At 69.4% G+C, this 21,189-nt stretch carries 21 protein-coding genes; 16 read left to right on the plus strand and 5 right to left on the minus strand.

Annotated elements, in window-relative coordinates; all coding sequences use genetic code 11:
- Positions 1-3 precede the first annotated feature (3 nt).
- Positions 4-606, plus strand: a complete 603-nt coding sequence (gene bchJ, locus BM041_RS01635) for a bacteriochlorophyll 4-vinyl reductase (RefSeq protein WP_092954552.1) — start codon at positions 4-6, stop codon at positions 604-606.
- A gap of 4 nt (positions 607-610) precedes the next feature.
- On the opposite strand, the gene BM041_RS01640 is transcribed toward bchJ, so the two are convergent.
- Together BM041_RS01640 and BM041_RS01645 are read right to left on the minus strand one after the other, a co-directional pair.
- A complete protein-coding gene (locus tag BM041_RS01640; protein ID WP_092954555.1) occupies positions 611-1,402 on the minus strand; it encodes a DUF2189 domain-containing protein in 792 nt (263 codons plus the stop codon).
- Positions 1,403-1,518: 116 nt separating this feature from the next.
- Complete coding sequence (locus BM041_RS01645; RefSeq protein WP_092954558.1) at positions 1,519-2,859, minus strand: NAD(P)/FAD-dependent oxidoreductase; 1,341 nt, start codon at positions 2,857-2,859, stop codon at positions 1,519-1,521.
- A gap of 210 nt (positions 2,860-3,069) precedes the next feature.
- Here BM041_RS01645 and BM041_RS01650 point away from each other — a divergent pair, with 210 nt between their 5' ends.
- From BM041_RS01650 to BM041_RS01710, 13 genes are all read left to right on the plus strand, one after another.
- Positions 3,070-3,933 carry a polyprenyl synthetase family protein gene (locus BM041_RS01650; RefSeq protein WP_092954561.1) on the plus strand — a complete coding sequence of 288 codons (864 nt, stop codon included), beginning with the start codon at positions 3,070-3,072 and terminating at the stop codon, positions 3,931-3,933.
- Between the two features lie 14 nt (positions 3,934-3,947).
- The gene (locus BM041_RS01655; protein ID WP_217648579.1) at positions 3,948-5,096 is read left to right on the plus strand and encodes a methyltransferase; all 1,149 of its coding nucleotides are present in this window, start codon (positions 3,948-3,950) and stop codon (positions 5,094-5,096) included.
- Between the two features lie 102 nt (positions 5,097-5,198).
- A complete protein-coding gene (gene bchC / locus BM041_RS01660; protein ID WP_092954567.1) occupies positions 5,199-6,137 on the plus strand; it encodes a chlorophyll synthesis pathway protein BchC in 939 nt (312 codons plus the stop codon).
- Positions 6,134-7,153 carry a chlorophyllide a reductase iron protein subunit X gene (locus BM041_RS01665; RefSeq protein ID WP_175533665.1) on the plus strand — a complete coding sequence of 340 codons (1,020 nt, stop codon included), beginning with the start codon at positions 6,134-6,136 and terminating at the stop codon, positions 7,151-7,153. The genes bchC and BM041_RS01665 overlap by 4 nt, the downstream gene beginning before the upstream one ends.
- A 27-nt stretch (positions 7,154-7,180) precedes the next feature.
- Positions 7,181-8,683 (plus strand): chlorophyllide a reductase subunit Y, encoded by a 1,503-nt coding sequence (bchY, locus tag BM041_RS01670; protein WP_456303951.1) that lies wholly within the window; start codon positions 7,181-7,183, stop codon positions 8,681-8,683.
- Positions 8,684-8,846: 163 nt separating this feature from the next.
- Positions 8,847-10,370: a chlorophyllide a reductase subunit Z gene (gene bchZ, locus BM041_RS01675; protein ID WP_092954572.1), complete on the plus strand. Its 1,524-nt coding sequence runs from the start codon at positions 8,847-8,849 to the stop codon at positions 10,368-10,370.
- A 163-nt stretch (positions 10,371-10,533) separates the two neighbouring features.
- Positions 10,534-10,713, plus strand: a complete 180-nt coding sequence (locus tag BM041_RS01680) for a hypothetical protein (protein ID WP_217648580.1) — start codon at positions 10,534-10,536, stop codon at positions 10,711-10,713.
- Between the two features lie 66 nt (positions 10,714-10,779).
- Positions 10,780-10,959, plus strand: coding sequence for a light-harvesting antenna LH1, alpha subunit (gene pufA / locus BM041_RS01685; RefSeq protein ID WP_092954578.1), 180 nt, complete (start codon positions 10,780-10,782; stop codon positions 10,957-10,959).
- 120 nt (positions 10,960-11,079) lie between these two features.
- Positions 11,080-11,904 carry a photosynthetic reaction center subunit L gene (pufL, locus tag BM041_RS01690; protein ID WP_092954581.1) on the plus strand — a complete coding sequence of 275 codons (825 nt, stop codon included), beginning with the start codon at positions 11,080-11,082 and terminating at the stop codon, positions 11,902-11,904.
- Between the two features lie 18 nt (positions 11,905-11,922).
- Positions 11,923-12,903: a photosynthetic reaction center subunit M gene (pufM, locus tag BM041_RS01695; RefSeq protein WP_092954584.1), complete on the plus strand. Its 981-nt coding sequence runs from the start codon at positions 11,923-11,925 to the stop codon at positions 12,901-12,903.
- Positions 12,900-13,967 (plus strand): photosynthetic reaction center cytochrome PufC, encoded by a 1,068-nt coding sequence (gene pufC, locus BM041_RS01700; RefSeq protein ID WP_092954587.1) that lies wholly within the window; start codon positions 12,900-12,902, stop codon positions 13,965-13,967. The genes pufM and pufC overlap by 4 nt, the downstream gene beginning before the upstream one ends.
- A 129-nt stretch (positions 13,968-14,096) precedes the next feature.
- Positions 14,097-14,534 carry a YqaA family protein gene (locus BM041_RS01705; RefSeq protein ID WP_092954590.1) on the plus strand — a complete coding sequence of 146 codons (438 nt, stop codon included), beginning with the start codon at positions 14,097-14,099 and terminating at the stop codon, positions 14,532-14,534.
- A gap of 22 nt (positions 14,535-14,556) precedes the next feature.
- On the plus strand, positions 14,557-16,101 hold the full coding sequence (locus BM041_RS01710; RefSeq protein ID WP_092954593.1) for a phytoene desaturase: 1,545 nt from the start codon (positions 14,557-14,559) through the stop codon (positions 16,099-16,101).
- Here the strand turns inward: BM041_RS01710 and crtD are convergent.
- Both crtD and BM041_RS01720 read right to left on the minus strand, forming a co-directional pair.
- The gene (gene crtD / locus BM041_RS01715) at positions 16,091-17,575 is read right to left on the minus strand and encodes a 1-hydroxycarotenoid 3,4-desaturase CrtD (RefSeq protein WP_092954596.1); all 1,485 of its coding nucleotides are present in this window, start codon (positions 17,573-17,575) and stop codon (positions 16,091-16,093) included. The genes BM041_RS01710 and crtD overlap by 11 nt on opposite strands.
- Positions 17,576-17,580: 5 nt before the next feature.
- A complete protein-coding gene (locus tag BM041_RS01720) occupies positions 17,581-18,327 on the minus strand; it encodes a hypothetical protein (RefSeq protein WP_092954599.1) in 747 nt (248 codons plus the stop codon).
- Between the two features lie 72 nt (positions 18,328-18,399).
- Here BM041_RS01720 and BM041_RS01725 point away from each other — a divergent pair, with 72 nt between their 5' ends.
- Positions 18,400-19,779 (plus strand): cytochrome P450, encoded by a 1,380-nt coding sequence (locus BM041_RS01725; RefSeq protein ID WP_092954602.1) that lies wholly within the window; start codon positions 18,400-18,402, stop codon positions 19,777-19,779.
- Positions 19,776-20,906, plus strand: a complete 1,131-nt coding sequence (locus tag BM041_RS01730; protein WP_139225929.1) for an ATP-grasp domain-containing protein — start codon at positions 19,776-19,778, stop codon at positions 20,904-20,906. The genes BM041_RS01725 and BM041_RS01730 overlap by 4 nt, the downstream gene beginning before the upstream one ends.
- Here BM041_RS01730 and BM041_RS01735 read toward each other — a convergent pair.
- The gene (locus tag BM041_RS01735; protein ID WP_217648581.1) at positions 20,899-21,177 is read right to left on the minus strand and encodes a hypothetical protein; all 279 of its coding nucleotides are present in this window, start codon (positions 21,175-21,177) and stop codon (positions 20,899-20,901) included. The genes BM041_RS01730 and BM041_RS01735 overlap by 8 nt on opposite strands.
- Between the last annotated feature and the right edge of the window lie 12 nt (positions 21,178-21,189).

Genomic DNA, 21,189 nt, shown 5'->3' on the forward strand with positions numbered 1-21,189 from the left:
GCCATGGATGGCGGGGTTGCGGTGGCGGGCGGGCGCATCGGCCCCAACGCCATCACCCGCATGGCGGAGGCCATGCGCCATTCCATCGGCGATGCGCGGACCCATGCGGTCTTTGCCGCCGCGGGGCTGGAGGCGCGGCTCGACCATCCGCCGGCAGCGATGGTGCCGGAGCGGGAGGTCACGCTGCTGCACCGCTCGGCCCGCGAAGCGCTGGGCACGGCCCACGCCACGCAACTCGCCCGCCGCGCCGGCATGCTGACGGGCCAGTATCTGCTGGCCCATCGCATCCCGAAGCCGGCGCAATGGCTGATGCGCGCGCTGCCCGCGCCGCTGGCCGCGCGGCTTCTCGTCGCCGCCATCGCCCGCCATGCCTGGACCTTCGCCGGCAGCGGCCGCTTCAGCGCGCGGCACGGCAACCCCCTGGTGCTGGAAATCGCCGGCGGGCCCATCGCGCTGGCGGGGCCCGCGGAACAGCCGGTCTGCGATTTCTACACCGCGACCTTCGGCACGCTGTTCCGCGCCCTCGTCAATGCCGAGGCGGAGGTGGTGGAAACCCACTGCACCGCCATGGGCGCCCCCTCCTGCGTCTTCGAGGTGCGCTGGTAGCGCCCTATGGCGCGACGACCATCCGATACAGGTGCCAGGTCGCGTGCCCCAGCACCGGCAGCACGACCGCCAGCCCGATGAACAGCGGCAGCGACCCCAGCAGCAGCAGCACCGCCACCACCAGGCCCCAGCCCAGCATCGGCGCCGGATTCGCCGCCACGGCGCGCAGCGAGGTGCCGACCGCCCGCGCCACGCCGCCATCGCGGTCCAGGAGCATGGGGAAGGACACCACCGTCAGCACCAGCACCACCAGCGCGAAGCCGAGTCCGGCCAGGTTGCCCCACAGCAGCAGCCGGTGACCCACCGGTGTACCGAACACCACCCGCATCGCATCACCGGCATCCGCCGGCAGCGTGCCCACGGTGCGCGCGAAGATCATGTCGGCGACCCAGAGCCACCCGAGAAAAATCGCCGCCAGCAGCAGCGCCAGCGCGGCGATGGCGCCGAGTGCCGGGGATCGCAGCACGTCGAAGGCGTTCCGCCAGCCCGCGGCCAGCCCACGCTCCCGCCGCCGGCTGATCTCGTACAGCCCCAGCGCCGCCACGGGCCCGACCAGCGCGAAGCCGGCCGCCATGGGATAGAGCAGATGCATCGCATCGCCCCCCGCCGCCAGCGTGCCGGCGACCAGTCCGATCACCGGATACAGCACGCAGAGAAAGACAAGCTGCGTCGGCGCCGCGGCGAAATCCGCCCAGCCCCGCTGCAACGCGGTGCCCAGCGCCGCCATGCCGATCCGACGCACCTCGGGACGATCGGCCACCAGGGGTGCCGTCGCCGTGGTCCAAGCCGCAGCCATCGCGAGATCCTCCGGGGAGGGTTGCGCGGACGGCCCGCTGCCGGAGCACCAGACCCCGCATCCCCGGAGATTGGCGCGAATCCCGCCCGCGCCGCTTCAACCCGCCGTGATCGCGGTCAATGGAGTTTGACGCCCGGCTCCGCCCGCTGGCTCACCAGCCCCGCCAGGGTCCGCCACAGGGTCGGCGCGCTGCCATGCAGGGCCGTCTGATGCATCTTGTACAGCGATCGGTACATCAGCCGCGCGAAATAGCCCTCGATGAACATGGACTTGCCCACCAGGAACCCCATCAGGCTGCCGACCGTGCTGTATTTGCCCAGCGAGACCAGCGACCCGAAGTCGCGATAGATGAAGGGCGCCGGCGTCCCGCCCGCGATGATGGTCTCGATCTGCGTGAACAGGTGGCTCGCCTGCTGGTGCGCCGCCTGCGCCCGCGGCGGCACCCAGGCGCCGTCGCCGCGCGGGCAGGCCGCGCAATCCCCGATGGCGAAGACCGATGGATCTCGCGTGGATTGCAGCGTGGGCTGGACGACGATCTGGTTGATGCGGTTCGTCTCCAGCCCGCCGACCTCCTTCAGGAAATCCGGCCCCTTCACCCCCGCGGACCAGACGACGAGCTCCGCCGGCAGCAGCGCGCCATCGGCGAAGACCACCCCATCGGCGCGCACCTCCGCCACCCGCGTGCCGGTCTTCACCTCCACGCCCATCTGTTCCAGCAGCTTCGTCGTGGCGTCGGAGATGCGTTCCGGCAGCGCCGGCAGGATGCGTGGCGCGGCCTCCACCAGCACGATGCGGATGTCCTTCTCCGGCTTGATGTGGTCGAGGCCATAGGCCACCACCGCGCGCACGGTGCGGTGCAGCTCCGCCGCCAGTTCGGTGCCGGTCGCGCCGGCACCGATGATGGCGATGTGCAGCTGCCCCGGCCGCACCGGCTCCTCCTGCGCATTGGCGCGGAGGCAGGCATTCACCAGGCGGCGGTTGAAGCGGCTCGCCTGTTCCGGCGTTTCCAGCGGGATGGCGTGGCGCGCGGCGCCGGGCGTGCCGAAATCATTGGTCACGCTGCCCACCGCCATGATCAGCGTGTCGTAGCCCAGCCGCGATGCCGGCGTGATCTCCCGCCCCTCATCATCCAGCATGGCGCCCAACTCGATCGCCTTCGCCGCGCGATCCAGGCCCACCATCTCCCCGTACCGGTAGGTGAAGTGGTGCCAATGCGCCTGGGCCAGGTAGTTCAGCTCATGCTGCGCCCGGTCCATGCTGCCGGCCGCCACGGCGTGCAGCAGCGGCTTCCAGAGATGGGTGCGCGCCTTCTCCACCAGCGTCACCGTGGCGCGCCGCCCATCCCGGTACCGGTCGCCGAGCCGCGTCGCAAGCTCCAGCCCCGCGGCGCCTCCCCCCACCACGACGATGCGATGGGGCCCATCCGGAGGCCCCTTGGCCGAGGCGCCTGCTTCCATGGGAATGCTCCTGGGGATGGGGGGCCACGGGCTGTCGAGCGGAAAGCCGTTGACTTGAGTGTAAGGATAGACTGACACTAGAAACTGACAAGCAAAGATGACGGTCGATTGTTTCACGGCCCCATCGCCGCCCCGGGACCGCATCCGCGGACCCGCCGGGGGCGGTCAAGCGCGCCGCCACCCGCGGCCGAAGGATGGAGGATTCCCCGCATGGATGCCATGACGCGGATCGAATCGAGCCTCGCCGATGCGGTGTTGTACGCGGAAGCCGCCGGCGCGCCCCCGCGCCTCGCGGCCGCGCTGCGCCATGCCGTCTTCCCCAAGGGCGGGCGCATCCGCCCGCGGCTGACGCTGGCCGTCGCCGCCGCCTGCGGGGATGACAAGCCGGCGCTGGCCTCCGCCGCCGCCGCCTCCATCGAACTCCTGCACTGCGCCAGCCTGGTGCATGACGATTTGCCCTGCTTCGACGATGCGGCGACCCGACGCGGCAAGCCGAGCGTCCACCGCGCCTTCGGCGAGCCCCTGGCGGTGCTGGCCGGCGATGCGCTGATCGTGCTGGCCTTCCAGACGCTGGCCCGCGCCGCCCCCTGCGCGCCGGAGCGACTCGGTGCGCTGATGATCGCGGTGGGCGATGGCGTCGGCGTGCCCTTCGGCATCGTCGCCGGCCAGGCCTGGGAATGCGAACCGCGCGCCGATTTGTCCGAGTACCAGCGGCAGAAGACCGGCAGCCTCTTCGCCGCTGCCACCATCGCCGGCGCCGCCGCCTGCGCCCATGCGGAGCCCGAGGCCTGGCGCCTGCTGGGCGACCGGCTGGGAGAGGCCTACCAGGTCGCCGACGACCTCCGCGACGCCGTGGAGGATGAGGCGACGCTCGGCAAGCCCGTCGGCGTCGACAAGGCGCTGGGCCGGCCGAGCGCGGTGGCCGAGTTCGGCCTGATGGGCGCCGTCGCCCGCCTGCGCCGCCTGTCCCAGGATGCGGTGGAAAGCATCCCCGAATGCCGCGGCCAGGCCATGCTGCGCGGCCTGATCCTGCAGGAGGCCGGTCGCCTCGTGCCCCAGAAGCTGGCCGCCTGACGCCGGCGCCACGCATGTCGGACGTCATGCCCGCCCCCGCGCCCGGATGGCGAGACCGCTTCCGTGAATTCCGCGAAGGCGTCACCGCCAATCCGCGCTTCCGCGCCTGGGCCGCCCGCTTCCCGCTGACGCGCCCGATGGCGCGCAAGCGGGCGGGGCAGCTCTTCGACCTCTGCGCCGGATTCGTCTATTCGCAGGTCCTCTTCGCCTGCGTGCGCCTGAAGATCTTCGACCTGCTGCACGAATCGGGGCCGTTGACGGAAGCGGCCCTGGCCCACCGCCTTTCCCTGCCGCCGGAAGGCGCCTCCCGCCTCCTCAACGCCGCCGCCGCCCTGCAACTGACGCATCGCCGCGATGACGGGCTCTGGACGCTCGGGCCGCTGGGTGCCGCCATGATCGGCAATCCCGGCATCAGCGCGATGGTGGAGCATCACGCGCTGCTCTATGCGGATCTCGCCGACCCCGTCGGCATGCTGCGCCGGGAACGCGGCGGCAATGCGCTCTCCGCCTACTGGGCCTATTCCGGCGCCGACAGCCCGGGCGGGCTCGCCCCGGACAAGGTCGCCGACTACTCCGCCCTCATGGCTGCCTCCCAGCCCATGGTGGCGGAGGAGGTGATCGCCGCCTTCGATTTCCGCCGCCACCAGGTCCTGCTGGATGTCGGTGGCGGGGAGGGGGCCTTCCTGGCCCATGTGGCCGCCGCCGCGCCCGCGCTGCGCCTCATGCTGTTCGACCTGCCCCCCGTCGCCGCCCGCGGCGCCGCCCGCTTCGCGGAGAAGGGCCTGGCGCCCCGGGCGCAGACCTTCGGCGGCGATTTCACGACCGATGACCTGCCGCGCGGCGCCGACCTCATCAGCCTGGTGCGCGTGCTGCACGACCATGACGACGACGTGGTGATGGGCCTGCTGCGACGCGTGCGCGAAGCCCTGCCGCCCCATGGCCGCCTGCTTGTGGCGGAGCCGATGGCCGGCACCGCGGGGGCGGAGGCGATGGGCGATGCCTATTTCGGCTTCTACCTGCTCGCCATGGGCCGTGGCCGCCCGCGCCGCCCGGCGGAGCTGCAGGCGATGCTGGCCGCCGCCGGTTTCGCCGCCTCGCGCCTCATTCCCACCGGCACGCCGCTGCTGACGCGCGTGCTGGTGGCCGAAGCCGGTGTGGCCTGAAAGCCTCTGTCGTGCCGGCCTGACGAAGGTGTGTCAGTTTCGCTTGACATCCCCCACCGTCAATCTACCCTGACAAATAATCAGAGGGAGCGGTCAGTCCAAGTGGACACCGTCGCAGTCATTCTCGAAGCGCCCGAGCGCCTCATCCTGAGCCGCCTCGAACTCTCGCCCCCGGGCGATGACGACGTGGTGGTGGATGTGGAGTGGAGCGGCATCAGCACCGGCACGGAGCGCCTGCTCTGGTCCGGCCGCATGCCGCCCTTCCCGGGCATGGGCTACCCCCTGGTCCCGGGCTACGAGACCGTCGGCCGCGTCAGCGCCGTCGGCATCCATGCCGACCGCCGCATCGGCGAACGCGTCTTCGTCGCCGGCGCCAAATGCTTCGGCCAGGTGCGCGGCCTGTTCGGCGGCGCTGCCGCCCGCCTCGTGGTGCCTGGCACGCGTGCCGTGCCGATCGATGAACGCCTCGGCGCCGATGGTGTGCTGATGGCGCTGGCCGCCACCGCTCGCCACGCCATTGCGGCGGAGCATTCGGTGCTGCCGGACCTCATCGTCGGCCATGGTGTGCTGGGTCGCCTCGTTGCCCGCCTGGTCGTCGCCGCTGGCGGGGCGCCCACGGTGTGGGAGACGAACCCGACCCGCGCCGATGGTGCCATCGGCTACCAGGTCATGCAGCCGGAAGACGACCCGAAGCGTGACTATCGCTGCATCTGCGACGTCTCCGGCGATGCCGGGCTGATGGACCTGCTGGTGCAGCGCCTGGCCCCGCAGGGGGAGATCGTGCTGGCCGGCTTCTACAGCGCGCCCATCAGCTTCTCTTTCCCGCCCGCCTTCATGCGCGAAGCCCGCTTCCGCATCGCGGCCGAGTGGCGGGAGCCCGACCTCATCGCCGTGCGTGACCTGATCGCCGAGGGCAGGCTCAGCCTCGAAGGTCTCATCACCCATACGCGTGACGCGGCCGCCGCGCCGGAGGCCTATCGCACGGCCTTCGGGGACCCCGCCTGCCTCAAGATGATCCTCGACTGGAGACAGACGCAATGAACGGCCCCACCGCCATCACGCCCGTGCGTTCGGCCCAGTCCACGATGGCCGAGGCGCTGCGCGCCGAAGCCGACCAGGGCCCGGATCCCGTGCACACCGCGCCGCCCAAGAAGGAAACGCAGATCATCGCCATCTACGGGAAGGGCGGCATCGGCAAGTCCTTCACCCTGGCGAATCTCAGCTACATGATGGCCCAGCAGGGCAAGCGCGTGCTGCTGATCGGCTGCGACCCGAAATCCGACACCACCAGCCTGCTCTTCGGCGGCCGTTCCTGCCCGACGATCATCGAGACGTCGTCGAAGAAGAAGGCGGCCGGCGAGCCGGTTGCCATCGGCGATGTCTGCTTCAAGCGCGATGGCGTCTTCGCCATGGAACTCGGCGGCCCGGAAGTCGGCCGCGGCTGCGGCGGGCGCGGCATCATCCACGGCTTCGAACTGCTGGAGAAGCTCGGCTTCCACCAGTGGGATTTCGACTACGTGCTGCTCGACTTCCTGGGCGACGTAGTCTGCGGCGGCTTCGGCCTGCCGATCGCCCGCGACATGTGCCAGAAGGTGATCGTGGTCGGCTCCAACGACCTGCAATCCCTCTACGTCGCGAACAACGTCTGCAGCGCGGTCGAGTACTTCAAGAAGCTCGGCGGCAATGTCGGCGTGGCCGGCATGGTCATCAACAAGGATGACGGCACGGGTGAGGCGCATGCCTTCGCGGAAGCCGCGGGCATTCCGATCCTGTCCGCCATCCCCGCCGATGACGACATCCGCCGGAAGTCCGCGAATTACGAGATCGTCGGCGTCCCCGGCGGCCCCTGGGCCAGCGTCTTCGAACAGCTGGCGACGCAGGTGGCGGAAGCGCCCCCGCTGCGCCCGAAGCCGCTCACGCATGACGCGCTGCTCGGCCTGTTCAAGGGCGAGGCCGTGGGCCGTGGCGTGGTGCTCGACCCCGCGACGATGGAAGACATGTGCGCGGCGGATGTGCTGAACAAGCCTTCCCTCGAAGTGGTCTACGAGGGCGCCTGACCCATGGACCAGCTCCCCCTTACCGCCGTGCCTGAAGCAGCCGCCCCCCTGGCGGCCGGCTCCGGCTGCCATGGCGGCCGGGAGACGCTGGACGCCGCGGCGCGAGCCGCCGGCAAGTCCGCGACCATGGACAAGCTGGCCGCGGACTACCCGCAGGGCCCCCATGACCAGCCGCAATCCATGTGCCCCGCCTTCGGGTCGCTGCGCGTCGGCCTGCGCATGCGCCGCACGGCGACGATCCTCTCGGGCAGTGCCTGCTGCGTCTATGGCCTGACCTTCACCAGCCATTTCTACGGCGCCCGCCGCACCGTGGGCTACGTGCCGTTCAATAGCGAAACCCTTGTGACGGGCAAGCTGTTCGAGGATATCCGGGACGCCGTGCACGCCACGGCGAAGCCGGAAGACTACGACGCGGTGGTCATCATCAATCTCTGCGTGCCCACGGCTTCCGGTGTGCCGCTGGACCTGCTGCCGAAGCAGATCGACGGCGTGCGCATCATCGGCATCGACGTCCCCGGCTTCGGCGTGCCGACGCATGCGGAAGCCAAGGATGTCCTGGCCGGCGCCATGCTCCGCTATGCCAGGAACGAGGCCGAATCCGGCCCCGTCGCCCGCCCCCGCCAGATGGTCGATGGCGAACGTACCGTCGCCCTGATCGGCGAACTCTTCCCGGCGGACCCGATGGGCGTCGGCGCCATGCTGGCCCCGATGGGCCTGGCGCTGGCGCCGCAGACCCCGGCCCGCGAATGGCGCGACCTCTATGCCGCGCTGGACTGCGAAGTCGCCGCCGCGGTGCATCCCTTCTACACCGCCTCCATCCGCGAATTCCGCGCCGCGGGCCGTCCCGTGGTGGGCTCCGGCCCCGTGGGCCTGGAGGGCACGGAAGCCTGGCTGGCCTCCATCGGCCGCGCGGCGGGAATCCCCGACAGCGTCGTCGATCTCGCCAAGCAGCGCGTGCTGCCCGCGATCCGCGCGGCGCTGGCCAACGCGCCCATCAAGGCCCGCGTCACCGTCTCCGGCTACGAAGGCTCCGAGCTTCTCGTCGCCCGCCTGCTCAGCGAGGCCGGTGCCGAGGTCCCCTATGTCGGCACCGCCTGCCCCCGCACGGAGTGGAGCGAGGCAGATCGCCAGTGGCTCGAAGCCCGCGGCACACACGTGCAATACCGCGCGAGCCTGGAGCAGGATGTCGCCGCCATGCGCGACGCCAAGCCGGATCTCGCGCTCGGCACCACGCCGCTGGTGCAGAAGGCGAAGGAGCTCGGCATCCCCGCGCTCTACTTCACCAACATGGTCTCCGCGAGGCCGCTCTTCGGCCCCGCCGGCGCCGGCTCCATGGCCGCGATCGTGGCCGCGCAGACCAAGGGGCGCGAACGCTTCTCCCGCATGGTGAGTTTCTTCGAAGGTGTCGGCACGCCGGATGGCGCGGGCTACGGCTTCAAGGACAAGCCCGTCGATCCGCCCGGCTTCCGCGACCGCCAGCGCAAGCTGCGTCTCGCCAAGGCCAAGGCCGAAGAATCGGTGGGGACATGACCGTGCCCCCTACCCGCACCGGCGCGATCCGGCTCGTCTCTTCCGTCCTGGCGGCGTCGGCCGGCTTGCCGATGCAACCAGCATCGGCTGCGCCGTCCTCCTGGCCAGCCCGAAAGATCCTTCGCCGGCTCATCGCCGTGCGGGCAGGGGGCACGGTCTGACGATGCTCGTCCTCGACCATGATCGCGCCGGCGGCTATTGGGGCGCCATCTACGCCTTCTCCGCCGTGCGTGGCCTGCGCGTGGTGATCGACGGCCCGGTGGGCTGTGAGAACCTGCCCGTGACGGCGGTGCTCCACTACACGGACGCGCTGCCGCCGCATGAGTTGCCGATCGTCGTGACGGGATTGGATGAGGACAGCCTCTCCAAGAACGGCACCGAGGGCTCCATGCGCCGCGCTGCCGCGACGCAGGACCCCGATCTTCCCGCCGTCGTCGTCACCGGCTCGATCGCGGAGATGATCGGCGGCGGCGTGACTCCGCAGGGCAGCAACCTCCAGCGCTTCATCTGCCGCACGATCGATGAGGATCAGTGGCAGGCCGCCGACCGCGCCATCATGTGGCTCTGGACGGAATTCGGCGCGCGTGGCCGCAAGATGCGTGCGCGCAACGCCAAGCTGGGCCCGAAGCCGCGGGTCAACATCATCGGACCGATCTACGGCACCTTCAACATGCCGTCCGACCTGGCCGAGATCCGGCGCCTGGTCGAAGGCATCGGCTGCGAGATCAACCTGGTCTTCCCGCTGGGCAGCCATGTCGATGACATCGCCAAGCTGCCCGACGCCGACGTCAATATCTGCATGTACCGCGAATTCGGCCAGAAGCTGTGCGAGGAGCTGGAACGCCCCTGGCTCCGCGCCCCCATGGGCCTCTTCGCGACCACCAACTTCCTCCGCAAGCTCGGAGAGATGACGGGCCTCGACCCCGAGCCCTTCATCGAGCGCGAGAAGCACACCACGATCAAGCCGATCTGGGACCTCTGGCGCAGCGTCACGCAGGATTTCTACGCCACCGCCAGCTTCGCGGTGGTGGCGACGGATACCTACACCCGCGGCCTGCAGCGTTTCCTCGGTGAGGAAATGGGCGTTCCCTGTGCCTTCGCCTTCAGCCGCAAGGCCGGCGAGAAGCCGGACAACGCCGCGGTCCGCGACGCCATGAAGAAGACGCCGCCGCTGGTGCTTTTCGGCAGCTTCAACGAACGGATGTACGCGGCGGAGCTGCACAGCCGCGCCGCCTACATCCCCGCTTCTTTCCCTGGGGCGATCATCCGTCGCGCCACCGGCACGCCCTTCATGGGCTATGCGGGCGCGACCTACATCATCCAGGAATACTGCAACGCGTTGTTCGACGCGCTCTTCCACATCCTGCCCCTCGGCACCGATCTCGATCGCGTGGAGCCCACGCCGGTCAGGAAGGCGGAGCCCTGGGACGATGATGCGGTGGCGCTGCTGGACGCGCATGTGGATGCCGCGCCCTTCCTGCTTCGCATCTCCGCTTCCAAGCGGCTGCGCGAACAGGTGGAACGCGCGGCGCGCGAGGCTGGGGAGCCGCGCATCGTGCAGGAACGCGTGCTGGCAACGCTGGGGGAGGTGGTCGCATCCGCGATCGCCGAGCCACCGGCTGCCGGCACCGGGAACAAAGCCGCCGGCGATCCTGCCGCGGCGAACGTTGCGGAGGGCGTCGCATGACGATGCCCCTGCGTCCTTCCGATCCCGTTGTCCCCACCCGAGCGACAGCTTTCGTCGTCGGTACCAGGACCTCGGGTCGGCCATGGCGGTTTCCCGCCACGCCGTACCCTGCCGCGCGGGCAAAGCGCGGTAACGGCCGAAAGGCAAGTTGGAGGTCATCATCATGGCCGAAGGTTCAAGGACCGGCCTGACCGAAGGCGAAGCGCGCGAGATCCACCGCCTCCTGATTCAGGGCTGGGCGTTCTCCGTCTTCGCGTCGATGGGCGCGCATATTCTGACGTGGCTGTGGCGGCCGTTGGTTTACGGCAACTCCGTGGTCCCGCCGGATTGGCGCTTCTTCTGAGGCTGAGCCGGGCCAACGGCTCGAGGCCGCAGGCCCGGACACGACGAAACGAAGGAGAGAAAATCCATGCATAAGATCTGGATGGTGGTTGATCCCCGCCGATCGCTGTTCCTCGCCATGGTTGGTGTCGTCGCCGTCGCGGCGCTGATCCACATCGTGGTGCTCAGCTCGCCGCGCTACTGCGACCACGTCGGTTGGTGCGCGACGGCGCCGACTTTCACCCCGGGGCAACCCGTGGGGCGATAGGCGGAACGCGCCAGTGTCGCTCCGCGACAGCGGGCGAGGCAAGCACAGCGGGCTTCGCCCGCTGTCGAGGACGGCACGGCACGGCGGGCACTGGTCCCGCCCTGATGGGAGCGTCAAGCGATGGCGATGCTGACTTTTGAGCGGAAATATCGCGTCCGCGGGGGCACCCTGGTGGGCGGTGACCTGTTCGACTTCTGGATAGGGCCGTTCTGGATCGGCTTCTTCGGGATCACCACGGCCTTCTTCACCTTCATCGGTGTGGGGCTGATCCTGATGGGGGCGTCGATCCAGGGGACCTTCAACCCATGGCTCATCAACATCCCGCCGCCCGACCTGGCCTATGGCCTGCGCCTGGCGCCGATGCGGGAAGGTGGGCTCTGGCAGGCGATCACCGTCTGCGCGATCGGGGCCTTCGTGTCCTGGGCGCTGCGCCAGGCGGAGATCTCCCGCAAGCTCGGTATGGGCTATCACATCCCGATCGCCTACGGCGTCGCGGTGTTCGCCTATATCACCCTGGTCGTGTTCCGGCCGATCCTGATGGGCGCCTGGGGCCACGGCTTCCCCTACGGCATCTGGTCGCACCTCGATTGGGTGTCGAACGTCGGCTACCAGCACCTGCATTTTCACTACAACCCCGCGCACATGATCGCCGTGACCTTCTTCTTCACGACCGTCCTGGCGCTGTCGATGCATGGTGGCCTGGTGCTGTCCGCACTGAACCCGCCGAAGGGCGAGCCGGTGAAGACGGCGGAGCATGAGAATACCTACTTCCGCGACCTGATCGGCTATTCCATCGGCACGCTGGGCATCCATCGCCTCGGCCTGTTCCTGGCGCTTTCCGCCGGGTTCTGGAGCGCGGTCTGCATCGTCATCAGCGGGCCCTTCTGGACGCGTGGCTGGCCCGAGTGGTGGGGCTGGTGGCTCAACATGCCGATCTGGAAGTGAGGCGAGGAGGAAACAGCCATGCCCGAATATCAGAACCTCTTCACACGGGTGCAGGTCAGGGGTCCCACCCCTTACCCCGGCGTCCCCCTTCCCCGCGGCGACGTGCCGCGGGAAGGTGGCTCCCGCAACGTCACCCTCTTCGGCTACTTCGGTGACGCGCAGGTCGGCCCGATCTACCTCGGCCAGCTCGGCATCCTGTCGATCTTCTTCGGCTTCATCGCCTTCGAGATCATCGGCCTGAACATGCTGGCCTCGGTGAACTGGGATCTCGGCCAGTTCATCCGGCAGCTGTTCTGGCTGGCGCTCGAACCGCCGCCGGCCCATTACGGCCTGCGGATGCCGCCGCTCCGCGAAGGTGGATGGTGGCTGGTCGCCGGCTTCTTCCTGACGCTGTCCATCCTGCTCTGGTGGGCGCGCACCTATCGCCGCGCACGGCAGCTCGGCATGGGCACGCATGTCGCCTGGGCCTTCATGGCCGCCATCTGGCTCTACCTGGTGCTGGGCTTCATCCGCCCGATCCTGATGGGCTCCTGGAGCGAGGCGGTGCCCTTCGGCATCTTCCCGCACCTCGACTGGACCGCCGCCTTCTCGATCCGCTACGGGAACCTCTTCTACAACCCGTTCCACGCGCTCTCGATCGTCTTCCTCTACGGCTCCACGCTGCTCTTCGCGATGCATGCCGCGACGATCCTGGCGCTCGGCCGCTACGGTGGCGAACGTGAGATCGAGCTGGTGCTGGACCGCGGCACCGCGGCTGAACGCGGTGGCCTGTTCTGGCGCTGGACCATGGGCTTCAACGCCAGCTTCGAGAGCATCCACCGCTGGGCCTGGTGGTTCGCCGTTCTCTGCCCCATCACGGGCGGCATCGGCATCCTCCTGACCGGCACGGTCGTCGACAACTGGTACCTCTGGGCCGTCGATCGGCACTTCGCACCGTCCTATCCCGCCCTCTGGGCACCGGTGGCCGATCCCGCAGCCCTGCAAGGAGCCCCGCGATGAGGTTCTCCACCCAGGTCCTGCTCGGCCTCGCCGCGCTGGTCTGCACGGTCGTGATCGTGCTGACCTTCGAACGTCCTCCCGTCCGCACCACGCAGATCGGCTATCGCGGCGTGGCGATGGAGGATGTCGCCAACCCCCGCACCCTCGCGGTGCGGGTGGCCGCCAACCGGCTGCCGGCCGTCCCGGAGGCCGCCGATACCGATGGCCCGAAGGCGTCCGAGACCTTCGAGAACGTCCAGGTGCTGGGCGAACTCAGCGTCGCGCAATTCGGCCGCATCATGCAGGCGATGACCGAATGGATCGCGCCTGCCCAGGGCTGCACCTACTGCCACAACCCCGAGAACATGGCCTCCGACGAGATCTATACGAAGGTCGTTTCCCGGCGGATGCTGCAGATGACGCGGCGGATCAACACGGACTGGACGGCGCATGTCGGCCAGGTCGGCGTCACCTGCTACACCTGCCACCGCGGCCAGCCTGTCCCGGCCGAGGTGTGGGCCACCGCGGTGCTCCCGCATTCCGGCCTGCAGGCGCAGCGTGGCCAGAACCACCCGGCGCCGGTCGCGAATGACAGCTCCCTGCCCGGTGATCCCTTCACGCCCTTCCTGCTGCAGGCGAACGAGATTCGCGTGATCAGCAACTCCTCCCTGCCTGGCCGCAACCCGGCCAATGTCATGCAGGCGGAGTGGACCTATTCGCTCATGATGTCGATGAGCGAAGGGCTCGGCGTGAACTGCACGCACTGCCACAACAGCCGTTCCTTCGGAAACTGGGAAACCAGCCCGCCGGCGCGACTGACGGCATGGCATGGCATCCGCATGGTGCGGGACCTGAACACCGCCTACATCACGCCGTTGCAGCCCCTCTGGGCCGCCAATCCGCGTGGTCCGGCCGATGGCCCGCATGGTGCGCGCCTTGGCCCGGGCGGTGATGCGCTGAAGATCAACTGCGCCACCTGCCACCAGGGTGCCAACCGTCCCTTCTACGGGGCGCCCATGCTGGAAGGGTACCCGGAACTGCGCCTCATCAGTGCGGGCCCGGCCAGGGCGGCTTCCGCCGAATGACCGGCGCGGCGCCCGGCCGCGCTGGCCGGGCGCCGGATCGGTGCCTCCACTGCCGCGGCCGGTTCCCCATCCCGGGGGGCCGGCCGCAGCGCTTTCCGGGCCATCGGCCGATGGGGCATATCCAGGCCGATGACCGAACTCCTCTCCCTGCTCGGGCTCTTCGCCTCCGCCTTCGGCGCCGCCAGCCTGCTGCCGCTGCAATCGGAACCCGTGCTGGTCGGCCTGCTGCTGCTGGGCGACATCCCCGCCTGGCTGCTGGTGCTGGTGGCCAGCATCGGCAACACGCTGGGCGCGGTGCTCAACTGGTGGCTCGGCGGCCAGGTGGACCGCTTCCGCGACCGGCGCTGGTTTCCCGTGCCGCCCGCCGCGCTGGACCGTGCCTCCGGCTGGTACCACCGCTGGGGTCGCTGGTCCCTGCTGTTGAGCTGGGCGCCGATCATCGGCGATCCGCTCACGCTGGTGGCCGGCGTGCTCAAGGAACAGCTGCCGACCTTCCTGCTGCTCGTCGCCATCGCCAAGACCGGCCGCTACGTCGTCCTCGCCTGGGCCACGCTGAGCCTGGCCTGAACTCCTTCCAGGAAACGTCACCATGATGGATGGCATCGCCTTCCAGGGACTGGCCGAGGCCGCGCAGGATCCGCGCCCGCACGCCATCGTCATCGGCTCCGGCTTCGGCGGCCTGGCCGCCGCCATCCGGCTGGGCGCGCGCGGCTGGCGCGTGACGGTGCTGGAGAAGCTGGATGCGCCCGGCGGCCGCGCCTATGTCTACCGGCAGGACGGCTTCACCTTCGATGCCGGCCCCACCATCATCACCGCGCCCTACCTGCTGGAGGAACTCTGGACGCTGTGCGGACGCCGCATGGCCGATGATCTCGACCTGCGGGCGATGAATCCCTTCTACCAGATCCGCTTCGACGACGGCACGGTGATGAACTGCTCCGCGGACCTCGATGCCACGCGGGCCGAGATCGCGCGCATCGCGCCGGAGGACCTGCCGGGCTTCGAGCGCTTCATCGCCGTCAGCGAACGCATCTTCGACATCGCCTTCGCCAAGCTCGCCGACCAGCCCTTCCACCAGCTCTCCACCCTGCTGGCCGCGGTGCCGGACATGATGAAGCTCGGCGGCTGGCGCACGGTCTATGGCAAGGTCAGCGACTACTTCACCAACGACAAGCTGCGCATCGCCTTCAGCTTCCATCCGCTGCTGATCGGCGGCAATCCGCTGACGACGACGGCCTATTACTGCCTGATCGCCCATCTCGAACGCCTGCATGGCGTGCACTACGCCATGGGCGGCATGGGCGCGGTGGTGAACGGCCTGGCGGGGCTGATCGAGGGCCAGGGCGGCCGCTTCCGCTTCAATGCGGAGGTCGAGCAGATCACCGTGGCCGATGGCCGCGCCAAGGGCGTGCGCTTGAAGGGCGGGGAGACGATCGCGGCCGATGTCGTCGTCTCCAACGCCGATGTCGGCTGGACCTATTCGAAGCTGCTCAGCGAACATCCGCGCAGGCGCTGGACCGATGCCAAGGTCGCGCGCACGCGCTATTCCATGTCGCTCTTCGTCTGGTATTTCGGCACCAACCGCCGCTTCGACAATGTCTACCACCACACCATGGTGCTCGGCCCGCGCTACCGCGAATTGCTGACGGATATCTTCAAGCGGAAGAAGCTGGCGAAGGATTTTTCCCTGTATCTGCACCGGCCGACGGCGACGGACCCCTCGCTGGCGCCGCCGGGCTGCGACAGTTTCTACGTGCTGTCGCCGGTGCCGCATCTCGGCAGCGGGACGGATTGGGCGCAGCAGGCGGAACCCTATCGCGCCGCCATCCAGCAGCGGCTGGAATCCACCGTGCTGCCGGGCCTTGGCGATTCGATCGTGACGTCGCGCATGCTGACGCCGCAGGATTTCCGCGACCGGCTGCTGTCGGTGAATGGTGCCGCCTTCTCGCTGGAGCCGCAGCTGTTCCAGTCCGCCTGGTTCCGCCCGCATAATGTCAGCGAGGAAGTGCGCGGCCTGTACCTGGTCGGTGCCGGCACGCATCCCGGCGCCGGCGTGCCCGGCGTGGTGAGCAGCGCGAAGATTCTCGACCAGGTCGTGCCGCATGGCGCGACCTTGGCGAGGGCTACCGCGTAGCGCTGTCTTCCAGCAGCTTCGCGGCCGCGAGGCGCCCGGACATCGCCGCCATCGGGATGCCCGGGCCCGGATGCACGGACCCGCCCGCGAAATAGAGGCCCTTCACGCCGCCTTTCGCGCCGGGCCGCGCGAAGGTGCCCGTGGCGCCATGGCTGGCGCGGCCATACAGCGCGCCGCCGGTGCCGGGGAACAACCGATGAAAACCGGCCGGCGTGGTTGTCACGCTGTTGCGGCTGTCCATCGCGATCTCCAGCCCGCAATCGTGCAGGAGGCCAAGGCTCCGTGCCTCGATGTCCCGCAGCACGACTGGGTCGGGTTCGCCCCGGTCGCCATCCGGCGGCGCGTTCACCAGCAGCAGCATCCGCTCGGCAGCACCCGCCGCCACCTCTCCATGTCCCCGGTCCTGCGCGCAGAGATAGACGGTCGGCGCCGCCGTCACCTGCCGGCGGCGGAACACCGCATCGAATTCCTCCGCGTAATCCTCCGCGAAGAAGACGTTGTGATGCGTCAGGGGGAAGCCGCCGGTTGGCGCCTTCACGCACCAGGTGATGGCGGACAGCGATCGCGCCGCGCGCGGCGTATCCCGCACGCCGCGCCGCGCCCGCTCCCCCAGCATCCCCTGGCCGAGTGCCGCCACATCGCCGTTGAAGACCACGGCTTCGGCCTCGATGCGCTCGCCATCCATCAGCCGCACGCCGATGACGCGCCCGCCCTCCACGATGATCTCCGCGGCTTCCGTGCCGAAGCGGAACCGCGCGCCCTGGGTTTCCGCCAATTCGCGGATGGCCTCCGCCACGCGCTTCATGCCGCCCTTCACCAGCCAGACGCCGTCCTGCTCCACATGCGCCACCAGCATCAGCGTCGCCGGCGCCAGGAAGGGGGAACAGCCGCAATAGGTGGCGTAGCGCCCGAAGAGCTGCCGCAGCCGCGGGTCGGTGAAGTAGCCCCCGAGGGCCTGCCACATCGTCGCCCAGGGCATCGTCCGCCACAGCGCATCGATCCGCGACAGCCCGACGCGCCGCACCAGCTCCACCGGCGATGGCCGCTGCCCCGCGATGAAGCTGTCCTTCAGTGTTGCGAAGATGTCCGTGCTGCGCGCGACGAACGCCTTGTAGCCCCGCGCATCCGCCGCCCCCGCGAAAGCGCCGATGGCGTCGGCGCTGCGATCCACATCGGCAAACAGGTCGAGCCGACCGCCCCGCCGCCAGGCATGCCGCGCCAGCGTCTCCGCCGCGTACAGCTCAACGAACTCGTCCAGCCGTCGCCCGCAATCCTCGAACAGGCCCGAGAAAATCCAGCGCATGGTGAAGACGGTGGGGCCGCCATCGATGCCCACGCCATCCACCATCACATGCCGGGCCTTGCCGCCGGCGCTTGCCGCGCGGTCCAGCACCGTCACCTCGGCCCCGCGCCGGGCCAAATCGGTGGCCGCGGCCAGGCCGCCCATCCCCGCGCCGATCACCACCACGCGCATGAAGGTCAGGCCGCCGCGCCGACCCGCCGGGCGCGGACCTGCCGCGCCTTCCGGTCCACATCCAGCCGGTGCCAGATGATGATGGCCAGCCCCACGATCAGCGGCACCGACCACATGCCGGGATGCAAGGCCAGTTCAGGAAACACGCGGACGGAGCCGAAGGCCATGAAGGCGGTGTAGACGCTGATGCCCGCCCCCACCAACGCCTTGATATGCTCCTTCAGCCAATCCGCCCGTTCGATCTGCGGCTTGTGGATGAACCAGAGGTTCGTCAGCCCCGTCGCGACGCCGACCACCGCGATGCCGATCATCAGGTATTGCCCGATGAACCACCCATCCACCGCGCAGGCCAGCGCCGCGGCGATCACCGCGTATTGCAGCGCGACGTTGAGGGGATGCCGGTTCAGCGCATGCCGCCCCTTGTTGCGGATGGCGAGCCAGCCGTACCAGGCCAGGTTGATGGTCAGGATGCCGGTATGCAGCATCATCCAGCCGAACAGCCCGCGGATGAAATTCGCATCGAACCGATCGGCGAGGTGCGGATGCGTGCCGAAGGGGTCCACCAGCGTCATCAGGCTCATGCAGACGGCGAAGCTGCCCGTCGCCATCATGGCGTAGGCGAAGACCTTCCCCCAGCGCGCATGGTTCACGCCGCCCTTGCGCCCGATCACCGGCACCCAGAAGGCAATCGCCCCTGTGGTGCCCGTGACGATATGCGCCGCGATGAGGCCATGGAACACCAGCAGCTCCATCCCTCGCCTCCCGTATGACGAAGTGACAATGCCACTTGACACTTCCTGGTGTAAAGCGAGGGATATGCGGGCATGCCCATCTCGTCGACCGCCCCCTTCATCCCGCCGCATCCGCAGCCCCGCTCGCCGATCGTGTCCCTGTTCCGCGCGGTGCTGCAGGGGGAGGGCAATCTCCTCGGCCTGCTGCCGGCCGAGGCCTACCGGATGCCCATCGGCCCGCTCGGCTATTCCCGCCGCTCCATCGTCGTCGTGAACGAACCGAAGCTGGTGCGCGAAGTCCTGGTGGACCCGCAGGGGATCTTCCCGAAATCGGACCTGATGGTGAATGCGCTGGAGCCGCTGATCGGCGACAGCATCTTCGTGTCCAGCGGCCCCACCTGGAAGCGCCAGCGTGCCATGATGGACCCGGCGCTGACCCTGATGCGCGTCAACCGCGCCTTCGCCAGCATGGAGGCCGGCGCCGCCGAATACGAGGAAACGCTGCATCGCCAGGCGCAATCCGGCGCACTCTTCTCCCTCGACCTGGCGATGAGCCACCTGACAGCCGACATCATCTGCCGCTCCGTCTTCTCCACCTCCCTCGCCACCACCGTGGCGCATGAGGTCTTCGACGCCTTCACCTTCTTCGAACGCAGCGTCGCGCAGGTGGAGATCCGCCGCCTCATCATGGATCGCGCCTGGACGAAGATCCCCCAGACGCAGGCGGTGCTGGAAAGCTGCGCGCTGATCCGCCGCTGCCTCGGCGACCTGCTGGACAGCCACCTCGATGCCGGCCAGAGCTTCGACGACATCGCCAGCGCCGTCGTCGCCGCCCATGATGTGGAGGGCCGCGCCTTCACGCGGGAGGAGCTGATCGACCAGCTCGGCGTGCTGTTCCTGGCGGGGCATGAGACCAGTGCCAGCGCGCTGACCTGGTGCTTCTACCTGTTGGCGACGCGCCCCGAACTGGTGGCCCGCATCCGCGCGGAAGTCGCGGAGGTCTGCGGCGACGGACCCGTCACCTTCGAGCACACGAAGCGCCTGGTCTTCACCCGCAACGTGTTCAACGAGACGCTGCGCCTCTACCCCCCCATCACCTTCCTGCCGCGCGTCGCCAACGAAGCCACGCGCATAGGCGACTACAAGGTGAAGCGCGGCGCCCTCATCATGGTGGCGCCCTGGGTGCTGCACCGCCATCGCCTCTACTGGAAGGACCCCAACGTCTTCGACCCCGATCGCTTCACGGCGGAGCGGAAGGCGGAACTTGTCCAGGGCGCCTACATCCCCTTCGGCATCGGTCCCCGCATCTGCGCCGGCGCCGCCTTCGCGACGGTGGAGGCGACGCTGCTGATCGCCCGCCTGTTCCGCCACTTCGATTTCACGGTCGAGAATCCGGAGGCCGTCCGCCCCGCCGCGCGCCTCACCACGCGGCCGACGCGGCAGGTCATGTGCCGGGTGGCCAGCGCGGGATGACCCGTACCGTCGTGCTCACGCTGGGCCGGCTGCCGAAGGCGCTGGACCTTGCCCGCGGCTTCGCCTCGGCCGGCTGGCGCGTCGTGGTCGCGGAGCCCTTCGCACGCCATCTCTGCGGCTCCTCCCGCGACGTCGCGCGCTCCATTCGCCTGCCCCCGCCTTCCCAGGGCAAGCGCGCCTATCTCGAAGCCCTCGCCAAGGTGGTCCGCGACGAATCAGCGGAGCTTGTGGTGCCGGTGTCGGAGGAGACGATGCATGTCGCGCACCTCCCGCCCCTGCTGCCGCCCGGCGCGCGCGTCGCCACCATGCCGCCGGACCGCGTGCTCGCTCTGCACCACAAGGGCAGCTTCGTCGATGCCGGCCTGGCCTACGGCCTGACCGTGCCCGAAAGCCTGCCCCTCGGCACGCCCGAAGCGGCCGGGCTCGCGAGTCACAGCGCCGTGGTGGTGAAGCCCGTCCACAGCTGCTCCGGCCGCGGTGTCCGCATCCTGGCCGCCGGCGATGCGCTGCCCGCCGAATCCGACCCCCATCTCGTGCAGCGCTTCATCCGCGGTGCGGAATTCAGTACCTGTTCGCTGGCCCATCAGGGCCGCGTCCTCGGCACCACCGTCTATCGCGGCGCGCAGATGTCGGGCTCCGTCGCCGTCTCCTTCGAACGGGTGGATCATCCCGCCATCGAATCCTGGGCCGCCCGCTTCATCGCCGCCAGCAACTGGTCCGGCTTCATCAGCTTCGACCTGATCGTGGACGATGCCGGCACGCCCTGGGGCATCGAGTGCAACCCGCGCACCACCAGCGGCCTGCATTTCTTCGAGTCCGCCGACATCGCGCGCAGCCTGGCCGACCCGACGGCCCCGCCGCCCCGTCACCGGCCGGAACGCACGTTGCAACAATTCTGGTCCTGCCTGACGGAGACGCAGCTCTCCCTGTTCAAGGGCGGCCCCTTCCGCGCGAATTTGAAGCGGCTTCTCACCACGCGCGACGTCTGCTGGCAGGCGCGGGACCCCTGGCCGCTTCTGGCCATGCCCTATACCGCCTGGCCCATCATCCGCGACGCCGCGAAGAAGGGCGTCCCCTTCGGAGAGGTCGCGACGCTGGATGTCGGCTGGTACGAAGGCGCTACTTGATCGGGATGCCGTTGGCCCGCGCCACGGCACCGGGATCGACCGGCGCCCCGTTCGCCGCCTGCATCCGCCCCGGGCGCAGCGGCCGCCTGCCGAGCGACCAGTTCGGTGCCATCCGCACTTCGGGGTTCGGCACCGTCCAGCAGGACCCGTCCTCATCCATGAAGACCACCCACATCAGGTGCGTCTCCGCGCCATAGTCGATGAGGAAATGCGCGATGCCCTCGCCCTTCGGCGTCGTCATCGGCAGCGGCGGGTCGAGTTGCAGGATCATGCGGGGCGGAAC

It is taken from the genome of Falsiroseomonas stagni DSM 19981 (assembly GCF_900114315.1).
GTDB lineage: Bacteria > Pseudomonadota > Alphaproteobacteria > Acetobacterales > Acetobacteraceae > Falsiroseomonas > Falsiroseomonas stagni.

Bases quoted from the DNA above. Each gene is read 5' to 3' on its own strand.
- BM041_RS01710 (WP_092954593.1), top strand. From the start codon at position 14,557: ATGATGGATGGCATCGCCTTCCAGGGACTGGCCGAGGCCGCGCAGGAT.
- BM041_RS01720 (WP_092954599.1), bottom strand. From the start codon at position 18,327: ATGGAGCTGCTGGTGTTCCATGGCCTCATCGCGGCGCATATCGTCACG.
- BM041_RS01705 (WP_092954590.1), top strand. From the start codon at position 14,097: ATGACCGAACTCCTCTCCCTGCTCGGGCTCTTCGCCTCCGCCTTCGGC.
- BM041_RS01730 (WP_139225929.1), top strand. From the start codon at position 19,776: ATGACCCGTACCGTCGTGCTCACGCTGGGCCGGCTGCCGAAGGCGCTG.
- pufM (WP_092954584.1), top strand. From the start codon at position 11,923: ATGCCCGAATATCAGAACCTCTTCACACGGGTGCAGGTCAGGGGTCCC.
- BM041_RS01645 (WP_092954558.1), bottom strand. From the start codon at position 2,859: ATGGAAGCAGGCGCCTCGGCCAAGGGGCCTCCGGATGGGCCCCATCGC.
- BM041_RS01665 (WP_175533665.1), top strand. From the start codon at position 6,134: ATGAACGGCCCCACCGCCATCACGCCCGTGCGTTCGGCCCAGTCCACG.
- bchJ (WP_092954552.1), top strand. From the start codon at position 4: ATGGATGGCGGGGTTGCGGTGGCGGGCGGGCGCATCGGCCCCAACGCC.
- BM041_RS01650 (WP_092954561.1), top strand. From the start codon at position 3,070: ATGGATGCCATGACGCGGATCGAATCGAGCCTCGCCGATGCGGTGTTG.
- crtD (WP_092954596.1), bottom strand. From the start codon at position 17,575: ATGCGCGTGGTGGTGATCGGCGCGGGGATGGGCGGCCTGGCCGCGGCC.
- BM041_RS01725 (WP_092954602.1), top strand. From the start codon at position 18,400: ATGCCCATCTCGTCGACCGCCCCCTTCATCCCGCCGCATCCGCAGCCC.
- BM041_RS01680 (WP_217648580.1), top strand. From the start codon at position 10,534: ATGGCCGAAGGTTCAAGGACCGGCCTGACCGAAGGCGAAGCGCGCGAG.
- pufA (WP_092954578.1), top strand. From the start codon at position 10,780: ATGCATAAGATCTGGATGGTGGTTGATCCCCGCCGATCGCTGTTCCTC.
- BM041_RS01735 (WP_217648581.1), bottom strand. From the start codon at position 21,177: ATGATCCTGCAACTCGACCCGCCGCTGCCGATGACGACGCCGAAGGGC.
- BM041_RS01640 (WP_092954555.1), bottom strand. From the start codon at position 1,402: ATGGCTGCGGCTTGGACCACGGCGACGGCACCCCTGGTGGCCGATCGT.
- bchZ (WP_092954572.1), top strand. From the start codon at position 8,847: ATGCTCGTCCTCGACCATGATCGCGCCGGCGGCTATTGGGGCGCCATC.
- pufL (WP_092954581.1), top strand. From the start codon at position 11,080: ATGGCGATGCTGACTTTTGAGCGGAAATATCGCGTCCGCGGGGGCACC.
- pufC (WP_092954587.1), top strand. From the start codon at position 12,900: ATGAGGTTCTCCACCCAGGTCCTGCTCGGCCTCGCCGCGCTGGTCTGC.
- BM041_RS01655 (WP_217648579.1), top strand. From the start codon at position 3,948: ATGTCGGACGTCATGCCCGCCCCCGCGCCCGGATGGCGAGACCGCTTC.